The 14,718-nt window shown below is 50.4% G+C and carries 16 protein-coding genes; all 16 read left to right on the top strand.

Annotated features, from left to right (window positions below; translation table 11 throughout):
• Positions 1-13 precede the first annotated feature (13 nt).
• The 16 genes from flhA to rseP all read left to right on the top strand — a co-directional run bounded on the left by flhA (position 14) and on the right by rseP (position 14,629).
• The gene (gene flhA / locus ACTTK6_RS05205) at positions 14-2,047 is read left to right on the top strand and encodes a flagellar biosynthesis protein FlhA (RefSeq protein WP_462832879.1); all 2,034 of its coding nucleotides are present in this window, start codon (positions 14-16) and stop codon (positions 2,045-2,047) included.
• Positions 2,044-3,120, top strand: coding sequence for a flagellar biosynthesis protein FlhF (locus ACTTK6_RS05200; RefSeq protein ID WP_462832878.1), 1,077 nt, complete (start codon positions 2,044-2,046; stop codon positions 3,118-3,120). Before flhA ends, ACTTK6_RS05200 begins: the two co-directional genes overlap by 4 nt.
• Positions 3,110-3,988 carry a MinD/ParA family protein gene (locus ACTTK6_RS05195; RefSeq protein WP_079476183.1) on the top strand — a complete coding sequence of 293 codons (879 nt, stop codon included), beginning with the start codon at positions 3,110-3,112 and terminating at the stop codon, positions 3,986-3,988. The genes ACTTK6_RS05200 and ACTTK6_RS05195 overlap by 11 nt, the downstream gene beginning before the upstream one ends.
• A 16-nt stretch (positions 3,989-4,004) precedes the next feature.
• Entirely contained in the window at positions 4,005-4,634 is a 630-nt protein-coding gene (locus ACTTK6_RS05190) for a CheB methylesterase domain-containing protein (RefSeq protein ID WP_462832877.1), read from the top strand.
• A complete protein-coding gene (locus tag ACTTK6_RS05185) occupies positions 4,634-5,260 on the top strand; it encodes a chemotaxis protein CheC (protein ID WP_244897367.1) in 627 nt (208 codons plus the stop codon). The genes ACTTK6_RS05190 and ACTTK6_RS05185 overlap by 1 nt, the downstream gene beginning before the upstream one ends.
• A complete protein-coding gene (locus ACTTK6_RS05180) occupies positions 5,257-5,760 on the top strand; it encodes a chemotaxis protein CheD (protein ID WP_462832876.1) in 504 nt (167 codons plus the stop codon). Before ACTTK6_RS05185 ends, ACTTK6_RS05180 begins: the two co-directional genes overlap by 4 nt.
• 16 nt (positions 5,761-5,776) lie before the next feature.
• Entirely contained in the window at positions 5,777-6,550 is a 774-nt protein-coding gene (locus tag ACTTK6_RS05175) for a FliA/WhiG family RNA polymerase sigma factor (RefSeq protein ID WP_462832875.1), read from the top strand.
• 15 nt (positions 6,551-6,565) lie between these two features.
• On the top strand, positions 6,566-6,946 hold the full coding sequence (locus ACTTK6_RS05170; protein ID WP_462832874.1) for a DUF6115 domain-containing protein: 381 nt from the start codon (positions 6,566-6,568) through the stop codon (positions 6,944-6,946).
• A 155-nt stretch (positions 6,947-7,101) separates the two neighbouring features.
• Positions 7,102-7,890, top strand: a complete 789-nt coding sequence (gene rpsB, locus ACTTK6_RS05165; RefSeq protein ID WP_094907886.1) for a 30S ribosomal protein S2 — start codon at positions 7,102-7,104, stop codon at positions 7,888-7,890.
• Between the two features lie 131 nt (positions 7,891-8,021).
• Entirely contained in the window at positions 8,022-8,903 is an 882-nt protein-coding gene (gene tsf / locus ACTTK6_RS05160; protein ID WP_079476190.1) for a translation elongation factor Ts, read from the top strand.
• A 122-nt stretch (positions 8,904-9,025) separates the two neighbouring features.
• Positions 9,026-9,760 (top strand): UMP kinase, encoded by a 735-nt coding sequence (gene pyrH, locus ACTTK6_RS05155; RefSeq protein WP_079476191.1) that lies wholly within the window; start codon positions 9,026-9,028, stop codon positions 9,758-9,760.
• Entirely contained in the window at positions 9,750-10,304 is a 555-nt protein-coding gene (gene frr, locus ACTTK6_RS05150) for a ribosome recycling factor (protein ID WP_079476192.1), read from the top strand. Before pyrH ends, frr begins: the two co-directional genes overlap by 11 nt.
• A 227-nt stretch (positions 10,305-10,531) precedes the next feature.
• Positions 10,532-11,293 carry an isoprenyl transferase gene (locus tag ACTTK6_RS05145; protein WP_079477031.1) on the top strand — a complete coding sequence of 254 codons (762 nt, stop codon included), beginning with the start codon at positions 10,532-10,534 and terminating at the stop codon, positions 11,291-11,293.
• 21 nt (positions 11,294-11,314) lie between these two features.
• The gene (locus ACTTK6_RS05140) at positions 11,315-12,115 is read left to right on the top strand and encodes a phosphatidate cytidylyltransferase (protein ID WP_079476193.1); all 801 of its coding nucleotides are present in this window, start codon (positions 11,315-11,317) and stop codon (positions 12,113-12,115) included.
• Positions 12,116-12,154: 39 nt separating this feature from the next.
• A complete protein-coding gene (locus ACTTK6_RS05135) occupies positions 12,155-13,300 on the top strand; it encodes a 1-deoxy-D-xylulose-5-phosphate reductoisomerase (protein ID WP_462832872.1) in 1,146 nt (381 codons plus the stop codon).
• A gap of 60 nt (positions 13,301-13,360) precedes the next feature.
• Positions 13,361-14,629, top strand: coding sequence for an RIP metalloprotease RseP (gene rseP / locus ACTTK6_RS05130; RefSeq protein ID WP_094907887.1), 1,269 nt, complete (start codon positions 13,361-13,363; stop codon positions 14,627-14,629).
• Positions 14,630-14,718: the final 89 nt, after the last annotated feature.

The raw sequence follows: 14,718 nt of genomic DNA, 5'->3' as shown, positions 1-14,718 counted from the left end.
AAGGAGTAACGTTATGGGATTTAGAGAATTATCAGTGCTGCTCGGCGTTATATTGATCGTCATTATGCTGATCATCCCGCTGCCGACATTTATCTTAGACGTCTTAATTATGGCCAATATTTCGCTGGCGCTTCTGGTGATTCTTGTGGCGATGAACACGAAAGAGCCGCTCGAATTCAGCATTTTTCCTACGCTGCTTTTGCTTGTAACGCTGTTTCGGCTCGGGTTGAACGTTTCGACGACCCGTTCCATTTTAAGCAATGCTGAAGCAGGCAACGTTATTGAAACGTTCGGAAGCTTTGTGGTGCAGGGCAGTGCCTTCGTCGGCCTGGTGGTTTTTGTCATCCTTGTCGTTATTCAGTTTGTCGTTATTGTAAAAGGGGCAGAACGGGTGTCGGAGGTCGGGGCGCGTTTTACCCTCGACGCGATGCCTGGCAAGCAGATGAGCATCGATGCCGACCTGAACGCCGGCGTCATTTCCGAACAGCAGGCAAAAGCGCGCCGGGAGAAAATCGAACGGGAAGCCGATTTTTATGGCTCAATGGACGGGGCAAGTAAGTTTGTGAAGGGTGATGCCATCGCAGGGATTGTGATCGTTATTATCAATGTTATTTTCGGCCTTGTGATCGGCATGACCGAGCACGGAATGGATATCGGAACGGCGGCAAACACCTTTACGCTCCTTACTGTCGGGGACGGACTCGTCAGCCAGATACCAGCTCTTCTAATATCCACGGCGACTGGTATTGTTGTGACGCGGGCAGCGTCGGAGGGCAACCTCGGCCACGATATTACAAAACAGCTGTTTGCTTTCCCGCCGATGCTGTTTGTTGCTTCAGGGGCCATTTTTCTGCTCGGTGTGTTCACGCCGATCAACTTCTTTTTGACCACCTGTATTGCCGGAGCGATGGCTGCAATTGGATTTACCATCAGGCAGACGGTACTGCAGGAAGCACAGGCGGCGGTCCATGAAACCGAAGAGGCACAGGAGGAGGACCTGCGTTCGCAGGACAGCGTGATGCAGCTGCTCGATGTGGATCCGATTGAATTTGAATTCGGCTACAACCTGATCCCGCTTGCGGATGCAAAGCAGGGAGGCGATCTGCTCGACCGGGTTGTAATGATCCGGCGCCAGCTGGCGCTGGAGCTTGGTATGGTGGTGCCGGTAATACGGATTCGTGACAATATCCAGCTGCAGCCGGGCGAATACGTAGTCCGCATGCGCGGCAGTGAAATCGCCCGGGGCGAGCTTTACATGGATCATTACATGGCGATGGGCACCGGAGCTGAAGAGCCAATTGACGGCATTGAAACCACCGAGCCAGCCTTCGGGCTGCCGGCCCTCTGGATTCCGGAAGAAGAGCGGGAGATTGCCGAGGATGCCGGCTACACCGTCGTCGATCCGCCGTCCGTGGTAAGCACGCATTTAACCGAAGTCATTAAAACCCATTCCCACGAGCTGCTCGGCCGTGAAGAAACGAAGCAGCTGATTGAACACCTGAAGGAAACATATCCGACCCTTGTGGAAGAAGTGACACCTTCAATGCTCACAATCGGGGATGTACAGAAGGTACTGGCTAAGCTGCTCCGGGAAGGAGTATCCATCCGGAACATGCCGACCATTTTTGAAGCACTAGCAGAATACGGCACGATGACCAAGGATATGGACATCGTTACTGAGTACGTACGGCAGGCGCTCTCAAGACAGATTTCCAAGCAGTATGCGGACGGGGAAGAGCTGCTGCAGGTCGTTACACTCAGCGGCAGCATTGAAAAGAAAATTGCCGATGCGCTTCAGCAGACCGAAAGCGGAAATTATCTGGCAATGGATCCAAACGAATCCCAGCGGGTGGTCCAGCGCATTGGCGCAGAAGCCGAGCAGCTGATGAATCTCGGGAAAACGCCGGTTATTCTCTGTTCGCCGGCTGTGCGTATGCACGTAAGACAGCTGATTGAGCGATTTTTTCCGCAAATGCCGGTTTTATCTTATAACGAGCTTGAACCTTCGGTCGAAGTTCAAAGCGTTGGGGTGGTGAACAATGAATGAGAATGAAAAAAATTACAGCGGATTCAATGCCGGAAGCGGTGGCGAAGGTGCGGCGGGAATTTGGTGATGAAGCAGTCATTCTGCATTCCAAGCCTGTCAAAGTCAGAACATGGTTTGGATTAAAATCTGTAGAAAAGCTTGAAGTTTATGCAGGAATTGATGATGCTCCGCCCCGCAAAAAAGAACGAAAACCTCCGGCAAACATTGTGAAGCCGGACCCACCTGAAGAAATTAAGGCGGCCCAGGGCCCGGGGAAGATGACAGAAGGTCTTCCGTCTTCGGCCCCGGCGCCTTTTCGGGCCGTAGCTTCCGCTTTAAAGGCCCAGGAAGTAAACGGACAGGTGGAAGAAGAGCTGATGAACCGGTTCATGGAAAAATGGTACGCAGAGAAGGGGCGCCGGCAGGAAGCGGCTGTGCTCGAAGACTGCATACGGGAGTGGCTGGAGCATCGGCATCCCGCTGCAGAAGCGGTGCCGTCCCGAATGATTCAGCTGGTCGGCCAGACCGGGGTCGGAAAAACGACGACGCTTGCGAAGCTTGGGGCCCGGGAAATGCTCCGGAGAAAAAAATCCATTGCCTTTTTTACGACAGACACCTTCCGCATGGGAGCGGTCGACCAATTGAATACCTATGCCTCCATCATGGAAGCGCCGGTGCATGTTATCTATGACCAGGCAGATTATATCGAGGCAGTAGCCCAGTCCCGGACACATGATTATGTATTCATTGATTCTGCGGGCAGGAATTTTCTGCATGAACAGACAGTAGAGGAGGCGCAGCGCCTTCTCCCAGCCGGGGAACCGATTAAAACCGTGCTCGTACTGTCACTGACAGCTAAATACAAGGATATGAAAGAAGTCGCTGAAAAATTTCTTCCTTATATATCAAACGAGGTTATTATTACCAAAACGGACGAAACCACATCGTTTGGGGCGCTGCTGAATATTATCGATGAATTTTCGCTCCGGGTGGCGTTTGTCACTACGGGACAGGAAGTGCCGGAAGACATTGAACCAACAGACAACCGGTGGCTTGCAGCAAAAATAGCAGGGAGGGCGCTCGGTGAAAAATGATCAGGCGGAAAGCCTGCGAGAGCAAATGCAAAAAAGGCGCCGCAGGCAGACGAGAGTGTTGTCGGTAGTGAGTGGAAAAGGGGGCGTGGGTAAATCAAACGTGTCCCTGAACGTGGCTATATCCCTGGCGGAGGCTGGAGCGGAAGTGCTGTTAATTGACATGGATACCGGGATGGCCAACCTCGATATTCTGCTCGGATGTGCGCCGATTCCCCCTTTTCAGGAAATGTTTACGGAAAATAAAAGCATCTTTGAATTAATTCAGCCGGGCCCATCCGGCGTGCAGTGGGTGGCGGGAGGATCGGGCCTTTCCGGTATTTTTCATATGGAGGAGGAGCATAAGCAGCGGTTTTACGAACAGCTTCAGCTGCTCGAAGGCGCATTTGATTTTATTATCTTTGATATGGGGGCAGGGCTGAACGAAAACCATATGCATCTGATTGCCACAACCGAGCGCGGAATCCTGGTAACGACCCCGGAGCCAACGGCGCTGATGGATGGCTACGCAATGATGAAATATATCCGGTCACATAAGAGTGACTTTCCATTTGCCGCTGTTATCAATCGGGTGGAGCAGAAAAAAGACGGCCGAGCGGCAGCGCAGAAATTAACGTCGGTCAGTGAACGGTTCCTCGGGATGCAGCTTATGCTTCTGCCGATGGTTCCAAGTGATCCAAAAGTAAGCAGGGCAGTTATGGAGCAGACCCCGCTTGTAATCGCGTACCCGAACTGTGGCGCTTCACAGAGCATGAAGCAGATCGCAGCCACTCTGTGGGTGAAAAAACGGGAACCAGCAACGGATGGCGCTCCGTTCCGGCAATTTATTACAGGAATGAAGCAGCGGTTATTCGCCTCTGCCCGCATGTAGGACGGAGCCCGAGTATATGAAAAATTACTATTCTAATTTAACAGGACCGTGGGATCTGTTGGTGATCGGCACCTCTACAGGCGGTCCGGCAGCACTGCAAAAACTCTTTCAGTCGATGCCGGAGACAGTAGCACTGCCGATTTTGGTTGTCCAGCATATGCCGTCCGGGTTCACCAGGTCGCTTGCCGACAGGCTGAACCGGGATTACAGCTGGAATGTCAAAGAAGCCGAAGACGGCGACCTGCTGCAGAAGGGCAGCGCGTATATTGCACCCGGAGGCCGGCAGCTTGAGGTCCGGAGGCACAGGGGCCAGCTGGTAACGGTGGTAAGCGAGAGCAGAACCGGCGACCGGTATCATCCATCAGTAGACATTCTGCTTGCCTCCCTTGCTGGTGTAGACAGCCTGCGCGTACTCAGCGTTATTTTAACCGGCATGGGAAATGACGGAACAAATGGATTAAAAGTATTGAAAGTGAGAGCAGTTCTTTATGCTGTTGCTGAATCAGAAGAAACGGCTATTGTATATGGCATGCCCCGGGCAGCGGTCCAGGCAGGCGTAATTGATGAAGTGCTGCCGCTCCACGCGATCGGGGAGCGGATCGGGGAGCTTGTAAATAACACCGCATATGAAAAAGAGGTGAAATGATGGGCACACGTGAGGTAGAGCTCGATATATTAAAAGAAGTCGGAACCATTGGTGGGGGGAATGCGGCAACAGCACTGTCTTCGCTGCTGAAAACACCGGTCCAGATCAGCGTGCCGTTGGTGCAGATGGTCCCATTCCCTGAGCTGCTTGAAGCGGCCGGAGGGGAAGAAAAAGTGGCGGCGGTTACCTTTCTCCGTATCGCGGGTCATATCAGTGGAAGCATATTTTTTGTCCTGGAGCCCGAAGAAATGCAGACGGTTGGAAGAGCACTTGTAGAAAGCTGGAATATTTCCAGAACGCCCGAAAATGAGCAAGACTTGTTCGCCTCGGCAGTATGCGAACTAACCAATATTCTGGCCGGGTCTTATTTATCGGCGCTTTCGGATTTTACCGGGCTTTATATGATGCCGACGGTCCCGTCGTCTGCTGTTGACATGATCGGAGCGCTTTTAAGCGAAGGACTGATCGAAGCAGGCCTGGAAGGAGATGAAGCGATCATGATCGATACCAACATGACAAAAGGGGAGCATCAATCACAGATGGCAGGACGGTTTTTTATGCTTCCGGATGCTCACTCGCTTCCAAAAATTTTTGCTTCGCTTGGAGTGCAGGAGAGCGGGGCATGAAAAACGTGGACGTTAAACCAGCGAAAGTGAAAGTGGCCATGGCGGATATGCAGTGGGGGCAAAACGGTGATATTCTCACCACAAGCGGTCTTGGTTCATGTGTCGGTATTGTAATTTATTCGCTCCGGTGCCAGTGTGCCTGTCTGATCCATGCCATGCTTCCGTCATCTGAGATGGCAAGAGAGGGCCAGCATGTTAACGAAGCAAAGTATGCAGACACGGCTGTGAAAAAGGCATTCACCGGCTTCGAAGAACGCCGGATCCCAATAGCTTCTCTGGAAGCGAAGCTAGCCGGGGGAGCAAGAATGTTTCAGTTTCAGACAGATCATCTGAATATCGGAAAACGAAATGTTGAAGCGGCAAAAGAATTGCTTGCCGGGCGGTCGGTATCCCTGACAGCGGAAGAAACAGGCGGGCACATTGGCAGAACAATAGAATTCGACGTGGCTACGGGAGCTCTCCGGATCAAGCCGACCGGTGGAGAAACAATGATAATATGAACAGGGGGAAGGTTACATGAGTAGATCGACAGCGCATGCTCATCAGGAGATTTGGGAGAAATGGCTGGAAAATTATGACGATGCAGCGGCCGACCAATTAGTCAACATTTACACGCCCCTTGTGCATTATCATGTTCAGCGTATCGCGGCCACGCTTCCGAAAAATGTAAACCGGGAAGATCTTATGAGCCACGGATTAATGGGCCTGTACGACGCAATGAAAAAATTCGACCTGGCCCGGGATTTGAAATTTGATACATACGCTTCCTTCCGGATACGCGGGGCTATTATTGATGGTCTCCGCCAGGAAGACTGGATGCCGCGCTCCCTTCGGGAAAAGACAAAGAAAATTGAAGAGACGGCTGAATGGCTTGAACAAAAAAAGGGGCGTTTCGTCTCCGACCGGGAGATTGGTGAAGAACTGGATATGAAGTCTTCAGAGGTATCGAAAGTAATAGCGGAAAACTATTTTGTGCATATGCTTTCCATGGACGAAGTGACACCGGATGGTGAGCGTGATGAAACGTACCGGGGAGCGATTGTGGATCCTAACGCTCCGTCGCCGGAGGAAATGCTTACCGACCAGGCTTCTCTGCACGAACTGGGTGAAGCGATAGCCCAACTGCCCGAAAAAGAACAGAAGGTCGTTTCTCTTTTTTACCTGGAGGAAATGACGCTGACGGAAATCGGCCATATTTTGTCCCTGTCTACGTCCCGGATTTCACAGATTCACTCCAAAGCGCTTTTCCGGCTGAGACAGTATTTAAAGCAGACGGAAGAAAGAATGTGAGAAGGGAGAATGGCGATGGCTTTAATATTTAGCCTGCTTGCCCTGATGGCTGCCGGTGCTTTGTGGATAAAGCTTCAGTCGGTGGCAGGCGAGCTGCAGCGGGTAAAGAATGATAAGAAGGAAATCGAACAGCTTTTAATCTACTACACGGATGAGATGAAACGTGACAATGAACGTCTCCGTGCAGAATGGGGCGGACCGGAAAGCCCTGTAGAGGAATTGGAAGCGGTTGGGGAGGATTCTGCAATGCCGGAGGGTGAAGCGTCCCCGAAGGAATCACTGATGGACCGTGTTATAATGTTGTACAAAGAGGGATGGAAGGAAAAAGATATCGCCAAGAGTCTGTCGATTGGACAGCGGGAGGTGCATCTGTTTTTGCAGATGCAGGAAAAGTAAGCTTTGACATTGCGTCCTGCAGACACGTATGGTATATTACGTGTTGGTGTTAAAAACACACGCAAAAGCTGATTTATGCAGAGGTGCTTTCGATAAAGAAAGTTTTGCATGAATATGACGCTTGCGGTGGAAAAAACCTAAGGAGGAATTATTTTATGGCTGTTATTTCTATGAAACAGTTGCTTGAAGCAGGGGTACACTTCGGTCACCAGACTCGTCGCTGGAACCCTAAAATGAGCCGTTATATTTTCACGGAGCGTAATGGTATTTATATCATTGACCTTCAAAAAACGGTACGTAAAGTCGAAGAAGCGTACAAATACGTGCGCAGCATTGCAGAAGACGGAGGAAAAATCCTTTTCGTCGGAACGAAAAAACAGGCGCAGGACTCTGTGCGTGACGAAGCGATCCGTTCAAACATGTACTATATCAACCAGCGTTGGTTAGGCGGTACGTTAACGAACTTCGCTACGATCCGCAAACGGATCGCCCGCCTGAAAGATCTTGAAAAAATGGAAGAAGACGGTACCTTTGACATTCTTCCGAAAAAAGAAGTTATGCTTTTAAACAAAGAAAAAGACCGTCTCGAAAAAGTCCTTGGCGGCATTAAAGAGATGGACAAGCTTCCGGATGCCCTGTTTATTATCGATCCGCGCAAAGAGCGTATCGCAGTGGCAGAAGCTCACAAACTAAACATTCCGATCATTTCGATCGTTGATACTAACTGTGATCCGGACGAAATCGACAAGCTGATCCCGGGTAACGACGACGCTATCCGTGCCGTTCGCCTTCTTACTGGAAAAATGGCCGATGCGGTTATCGAAGCCACCCAGGGTGCAGAGGAAAAAGCCCGTGAGCAGGCAGCTGCCCAGGAAAAAGAACAAGAAGCATCTGCAGCGGAAGAAGAAGGAAGCACAGAAGAAGAGAGCATTTCAAACCAGTAAGCTCTCTGCATAAATATAACGGGCCCAGGCCTGACGCGAAGGGTGGTAAAAGGGAAAAACCCTTTATCACCCTTTTTCTTGAAAATTAGCGCTCAAGCGTGTATGCATGGAAAATTGAAGGAGGAATTTAAATGGCTGTAACAGCAAGCATGGTTAAAGAACTGCGTGAAAAAACAGGTGCAGGTATGATGGACTGCAAAAAAGCGCTCAACGAAACAGACGGCAACATGGAAGAAGCAATCAACTACCTGCGGGAAAAAGGTATTTCCAAAGCAGCGAAAAAAGCTGACCGTGTAGCGGCAGAAGGTCTTACGTACGCAACGTACGAAGGAAACAAGGCGGTCATTGTGGAAGTGAACGCAGAAACAGACTTCGTAGCAAAAAACGAATCGTTTAAGCAGCTCGTTGCTGACGTTTCTACGTACCTTTTGAAAGAACAGCCGGCGGACGTGGATACAGCACTGGCCGGGGAGATTGAAAGCGGAGTAACGCTTGATCGTTACATTAACGACCAGATTGCACGCATCGGGGAAAAAATTTCCCTGCGCCGTTTTCTGCTCGCAGAAAAAAATGACGGCGACGCTTTCGGCGCTTATCTTCACATGGGCGGACGCATCGGCGTACTGACTGTTCTTGAAAACACAGAAGACAGTGACCTTGCTAAAGACGTAGCGATGCACGTAGCGGCTATCAGCCCGAAATACGTTTCCCGTGAAGATGTGCCGAAGGAAGAAGCAGACAGTGAACGTGAACTGCTGAAGCAGCAGGCACTGAATGAAGGCAAACCGGAAAACATCGTTGAAAAAATGGTTGAAGGCCGTATCGGCAAGTATTTTGAACAAATCTGCCTGCTCGACCAGGAATTTGTAAAGGATACCGACCAAAAAGTAGGCGACTACCTGAAAAGCAAAGGTGCTTCCGTGCGCACATTTGTCCGTTACGAAGTAGGCGAAGGCATGGAAAAGCGCGACGAAAACTTTGCAGACGAAGTAATGAACCAAGTAAAGAAATAAATTGGCAGTATGGAGAGTCCATATCGAATCCTCTGGGGTCCGTAGGCTCTCCTTTTTTCTAAAAGTAATATCAGGGCAGAAGCTTAAGGGCTTCTGCGATACATAATATAAAGGCGGGGTTCATGACGATGGAGAAATACAATCGCGTTGTGTTGAAGTTGAGCGGAGAGGCATTGGCAGGGCAACAGGGCTACGGTATTGATCCGGAAGTCATTCAATCTATTGCTTCTCAAATCCGCGAAATAGTAGAATTGGGAACAGAGGTAGTGATTGTCGTCGGCGGAGGAAACATATGGAGAGGCATGGCCGGAAGCTCGAAAGGGATGGACCGGGCCACGGCAGACTATATGGGCATGCTCGCCACAGTCATGAATTCGCTTGCGCTGCAGGACAGCCTCGAAGATATTGAAATCCCTACGAGAGTGCAGACGTCCATTGAAATGAGACAGGTAGCCGAGCCGTACATCCGCCGGAAGGCCATCCGTCATTTAGAAAAAAAGCGGGTAGTAATTTTTGCGGCTGGAACCGGGAACCCGTACTTCTCTACAGATACGACAGCGGCACTGCGGGCAGCTGAAGTAGAGGCTGACATCATTTTGATGGCTAAAAACAAAGTGGACGGGGTATATGACTCAGACCCGTCTGCCAATGCGGATGCTAAAAAGTATCAGTCACTCACGTATCTGGACATTTTAAATCATGACCTGAAAGTGATGGACTCTACGGCTTCAACGCTCTGTATGGACAACAACATCCCGCTGCTCGTATTTTCGATTATGGAAGAAGGAAACATCAAAAAAGCAGTAATGGGCGAAGACATTGGAACAATAATAAGGAGGAACAACGATGGCTCATGACATGAAAGCAACAGAGGATAAGATGAAAAAATCAGTGGATTCTTTAAGCCGGGAGCTTGCAACACTGCGGACAGGAAGGGCAAACGCCTCCATGCTCGACCGGGTAGTTGTCGACTACTACGGCGCCGAGGTGCCGCTTCAACAGCTCGCAACGATCACCGTGCCGGAAGGGCGCCTGCTTGTTGTAACCCCTTTTGACAAAAGCTCCATCAAGGACGTGGAAAAAGGCATTCAAAAAGCAGAGCTTGGCCTGAATCCGAGCAACGACGGCGAAGTAGTCCGGATTCCGATCCCGGCGATGACGGAAGACCGCCGGAAGGAAATGAGCAAGCTGATTAACAAATACGCGGAGGAAGCACGGGTAGCTATCCGCAACATCCGCCGTGATGCCAATGATACGTTGAAAAAAGATGAAAAGAGCAATGAAATCACCGAGGATGATTTAAAGCGTGAGCAGGAGCAGGTGCAAAAAGCGACTGACAAATATATCCGCCAGGTGGATCAGGCAGCAGAACAAAAAGAAAAAGAAGTTATGGAAGTTTGATGCAAATCGAGTTACAATAGGAACAGACTGGAACCCTCTGCATTCAAGAGGGTTTTTTTGTAAGAACAAAACCGGCACGAAGAATACGCGCTGCCGGAGGGGAAAAATAAACAGAAATACTGCTTTCCGTTCTTCAACAATGCTGAGGCAGGAACGGTTTTTATATGGAAATAATTTGACGCGTGCCATATAAATTAGACAAAGGGGAAAAGGCTGGTGCCCTCGTTATGAACGATCGACTATTTAATCAAATAAATCCATGGACGGAGGCGAATGCCACGGCAGTAAAAGTGAATACGCCTGCCCATGTGGCTATTATTATGGATGGCAATGGCCGTTGGGCAAAAAAAAGAGGCCTGCCCCGTGTAGCCGGCCACCGCGAAGGTATGAAAGCGATCACGAAAGTAGTGGAAAAAGCGCACGAACTCGGTGTGAAATACTTAACTCTTTATGCTTTTTCCACTGAAAACTGGAAACGCCCGAAATCAGAAGTGAATTTTCTCATGCAGCTCCCAGAGCGATTTCTGGCTAAAGAGCTGCCAAAGTTGATGAAAAACAATGTACAAGTACGGATGATGGGCGATGCGGACAAGCTGCCGGGCCATACGCTGCAGGCCGTGCAGGAGGCTGTGGACGCAACAGCTGAAAATACCGGCATCGTCTTAAACTTTGCCCTTAACTACGGAGGGCGGCACGAACTCGTGCACGTCGTACAGGAGCTTGCAAAAGACGTGGAAGAGGGACGGATGAAGGCAGAGGCCATCAATGAAGAACTCATCACCAATCGGTTGTATACAAACCAGCTCCCGGACCCTGATCTGCTTATTCGCACGAGCGGTGAAATCCGGCTCAGCAATTTCATGCTGTGGCAGTTGGCTTATGCGGAATTTTGGTTTACCGAAACGCTCTGGCCGGACTTTAATGAAGAAGGCTTAGCGGAAGCTGTCATAGAATATCAGCAGAGAAAACGCAGGTACGGGGGCGTTTAACGACTGAAGGGGAGGTCTTTTATGGGATTGCGGGCGATTACGGGTCTTATCGGAGCAGTACTCGTCTTGGCGATTGTATTTGTGGGCCGCGAATGGTTTACTCTTTTGATCGCTTTGCTTGCTTCTGTCGCCATGTTTGAAATAATGCGCATGAAACGAATCCCGCTGGTATCCTTCCGGGGTTTAATCAGTATGGGCTTTATGTGGATACTGCTCGTGCCGACAGAATGGCTCGACTATCCATTTTTGCAGCACATAACGAAAACAGAGATTTTTTTAACAATGATTCTGGGCCTGCTTGCCTTAACAGTAGTAACCAAAAATTCCTTCACCTTCGATGAAGCAGGGTTTGTTATTTTGTCCTCTGTGTACATAGGGTATGGGTTCCACAGTTTAATCATGATCCGCCAGCTCCCGGATATCGGCCTTGCCGTTGTGATTTTGATTTTGTTTTTAATCTGGGCCACCGATTCCGGGGCATATTTCATCGGGAAAAATTTTGGGCGCCACCGGCCGTGGCCGGAGATCAGCCCCAAAAAAACCATCGAAGGGTTTGTCGGGGGGCTCGTGGCGGCATTTGTCGTCGGCTTTATCTTTGAAGCCGTGTATCCGGTGTTTCATTCCTATCTGATCATGAGTGCTTTTATCGTAGTAACATCTATCTTTGGCCAGCTCGGGGACCTGGTGGAATCGGCGTTAAAACGTCATTACGCTGTGAAGGATTCCGGCAACATTCTGCCTGGCCACGGAGGTATATTAGACCGGTTTGACAGCTTGATTTTCGTGATGCCCCTGCTTCATTTTTTCTATTTTTTTGGTTAATACAAAAACGCAGGTTGCCAACCTAAAGGAGTCTTCGTCATGAAACGAATAGCATTGCTTGGATCTACTGGATCTATCGGTACACAGACGCTTGACGTTATTCGTCTGCACCCGGAGCGCTTTCGGATAACAGCGCTTGCTGCCGGCAGAAATGTTGATCTCGTACGAAAGCAGATTGAAGAATTTTCTCCGGAGATTGTATCCGTCCACACAAAAGAAGATGCCCGAACGCTTCAGGCGGAATACGGCGGACGTATACGCATCGTATGGGGCCATGAAGGCCTGATCGAGATTGCAGGAAGCTCCTGTGACTTTTTGATGAACGCGGTCAGCGGAAGCATGGGGCTTGAGCCGACCTTGCGGGCCATCGAAAACCGGGTGGATATTGGGATCGCCAATAAAGAAACGCTCGTCACCGCCGGGCATCTTGTGATGGAAAAGGCAAAGGAGCACGGCGTGCGCCTGCTGCCGGTCGACAGCGAGCATTCGGCGATCGCCCAGTGTTTGGAAGGAAATAGCTTGAAGGAAGTGAGCCGCCTGATTCTCACGGCCTCGGGAGGGAGCTTCCGTGACTACTCACGAGCCGATCTCGACGGGGTCTCCGTGGAAGACGCCTTAAATCATCCAAACTGGAGCATGGGGGCCAAAATCACGATCGATTCGGCTACGATGATGAACAAAGGCTTTGAAGTAATCGAAGCGCACTGGCTGTTTGGTATTCCATACGAGCGTATCGACGTGCTGCTTCATAAAGAAAGCATCATTCACTCGCTCGTGGAGTACCAGGATACAAGCGTCATTGCCCAGCTCGGGCTGCCGGACATGCGTGTGCCGATCCAGTACGCAATGACTTATCCGGAGCGCCTTGACTATCCGGCTAAAGAATCGCTGAATCTTTGGGAAATAGGTGCCCTGCATTTTCAGCCGCCGGATTTTGAACGCTACCGCAGCCTGCGTCTTGCCTATGATGCCGGCAGAGCCGGCGGATCCATGGGGGCCGTGCTAAACGCTGCCAATGAGCAGGCTGTCGCTATGTTTTTAGATGGGAAATGCGCTTTTCTTGAAATTGAAACCGCGGTGGAAGAGGCGCTATCCCGTCACCAGCGCATCGAGCATCCGGATCTTGACACGATTTTACGCGCAGACCGGGAAACTAGAGAACATGTGCAGACGCTTATAACGTGACGTTCTTTCACAAACACTCTATAATGAAAAGAAAGAGCAAAAGAAGAAGGTGAATAAGCTTTGGATACGCTGATAGCGGTAATTATCATGTTCGGCTTATTGGTGGCCATTCACGAATGGGGCCATCTGTATTTTGCCAAAAAAGTCGGCATTTTATGCCGGGAGTTTGCGATCGGCTTCGGGCCCAAAATATTTTCGACGAAGCGCAATGAAACGGTCTACACGATCCGGCTGCTCCCGCTTGGCGGCTATGTACGGATGGCCGGGGACGATCCCGACCCGGTCAACATCAAACCGGGCTATGAAATCGGCCTGACTTTTAACGATGCCGGAAAAGTCAAAGAAATCATCGTCAATAATAAATCTAAGCATCCGGAAGCAAAAGTGGTATCCGTGGAATCAATTGATATGGAGCGCGAGCTTTATATTGAAGCTGTGGAGGATGAGGAAGACTCCGGGCTGAAGCGGTATGAGATCGACCGCACATGCGACCTGATTGTGGACGAAAAGCGAGAACAGATTGCACCGTGGGACCGCCAGTTCGGCTCCAAGCGTCCGTGGAAAAAAGCGGTAGCGATCTTTGCCGGTCCGTTTATGAACTTTGTGCTGGCTTTCGTACTGTTTGGTATTTACGCTCTAGCGCACGGTGTCCCGCAGGATACTCCGGTGATTGGAGGTATTGCAGACGGTTCGCCGCTGAGCGAATCCGCGTTTGAAGAAGGCGATGTAATCACTTCCGTAGACGGCGAGTCCGTAAATTCCTGGGATGAAATGACCGGTGTGGTTCAGGAGCGTCCGGGAGAAGAAGTGACAGTCACCGCTGAACGCGGCGGAGAAACAATCGAAGATACGGTTACTATCGACGGTGTTCCGGTGCAGGAGGGATCAAGCGAAGAATTCGGCCAGATCGGTGTTTATGCCGAGCTGGAACGATCCTTTACGGGCGCATTGGAATATGGAGGCACCCAGCTGTATGAAGTTTCCACGCTGATTTTCCAGACGCTCGGCACGATTGTGACCGGGGAATTCTCCCTCGATGACCTGGCAGGCCCGGTAGGAATCTATGACGCCACGGACCAGGTGATTGCAACCGGACTTCTCACGCTTATTGCGTGGTCCGCCATGATCAGCGTCAACCTCGGAATCGTCAATCTCCTGCCGCTGCCGGCGCTTGACGGAGGACGGCTTTTGTTCATTATTGCCGAAGCGATCCGCGGTAAGCCGATCGAGCCGCAGAAGGAAGGCGTCATCCACCTGCTCGGTTTTGCGCTGCTGCTGCTGCTTATGATCGCAGTCACATGGAACGATATTAATCGCTTATTCACGTAATAAAAAAACGGTGACGGAGCCAAGGCCCCGTCACCGTTCTTATGTTAAAATAACCAAAGAGCTTACAGACGCAGATGTATAAGAGAAAG

The sequence above is a fragment of the Marinococcus salis genome, assembly GCF_054971365.1.
The sequence above is the reverse complement of the archived record's forward strand: the minus strand, read 5'-3'. Positions and strand labels throughout refer to the sequence as shown.

What these genes read in the sequence shown, in the direction of transcription:
- ACTTK6_RS05180 (WP_462832876.1), top strand. Translation starts at nt 5,257, where the DNA reads ATGAAAAACGTGGACGTTAAACCAGCGAAAGTGAAAGTGGCCATGGCG.
- ACTTK6_RS05200 (WP_462832878.1), top strand. Translation starts at nt 2,044, where the DNA reads ATGAGAATGAAAAAAATTACAGCGGATTCAATGCCGGAAGCGGTGGCG.
- rpsB (WP_094907886.1), top strand. Translation starts at nt 7,102, where the DNA reads ATGGCTGTTATTTCTATGAAACAGTTGCTTGAAGCAGGGGTACACTTC.
- flhA (WP_462832879.1), top strand. Translation starts at nt 14, where the DNA reads ATGGGATTTAGAGAATTATCAGTGCTGCTCGGCGTTATATTGATCGTC.
- ACTTK6_RS05185 (WP_244897367.1), top strand. Translation starts at nt 4,634, where the DNA reads ATGGGCACACGTGAGGTAGAGCTCGATATATTAAAAGAAGTCGGAACC.
- ACTTK6_RS05135 (WP_462832872.1), top strand. Translation starts at nt 12,155, where the DNA reads ATGAAACGAATAGCATTGCTTGGATCTACTGGATCTATCGGTACACAG.
- ACTTK6_RS05190 (WP_462832877.1), top strand. Translation starts at nt 4,005, where the DNA reads ATGAAAAATTACTATTCTAATTTAACAGGACCGTGGGATCTGTTGGTG.
- ACTTK6_RS05145 (WP_079477031.1), top strand. Translation starts at nt 10,532, where the DNA reads ATGAACGATCGACTATTTAATCAAATAAATCCATGGACGGAGGCGAAT.
- frr (WP_079476192.1), top strand. Translation starts at nt 9,750, where the DNA reads ATGGCTCATGACATGAAAGCAACAGAGGATAAGATGAAAAAATCAGTG.
- ACTTK6_RS05170 (WP_462832874.1), top strand. Translation starts at nt 6,566, where the DNA reads ATGGCTTTAATATTTAGCCTGCTTGCCCTGATGGCTGCCGGTGCTTTG.
- ACTTK6_RS05175 (WP_462832875.1), top strand. Translation starts at nt 5,777, where the DNA reads ATGAGTAGATCGACAGCGCATGCTCATCAGGAGATTTGGGAGAAATGG.
- pyrH (WP_079476191.1), top strand. Translation starts at nt 9,026, where the DNA reads ATGACGATGGAGAAATACAATCGCGTTGTGTTGAAGTTGAGCGGAGAG.
- ACTTK6_RS05140 (WP_079476193.1), top strand. Translation starts at nt 11,315, where the DNA reads ATGGGATTGCGGGCGATTACGGGTCTTATCGGAGCAGTACTCGTCTTG.
- tsf (WP_079476190.1), top strand. Translation starts at nt 8,022, where the DNA reads ATGGCTGTAACAGCAAGCATGGTTAAAGAACTGCGTGAAAAAACAGGT.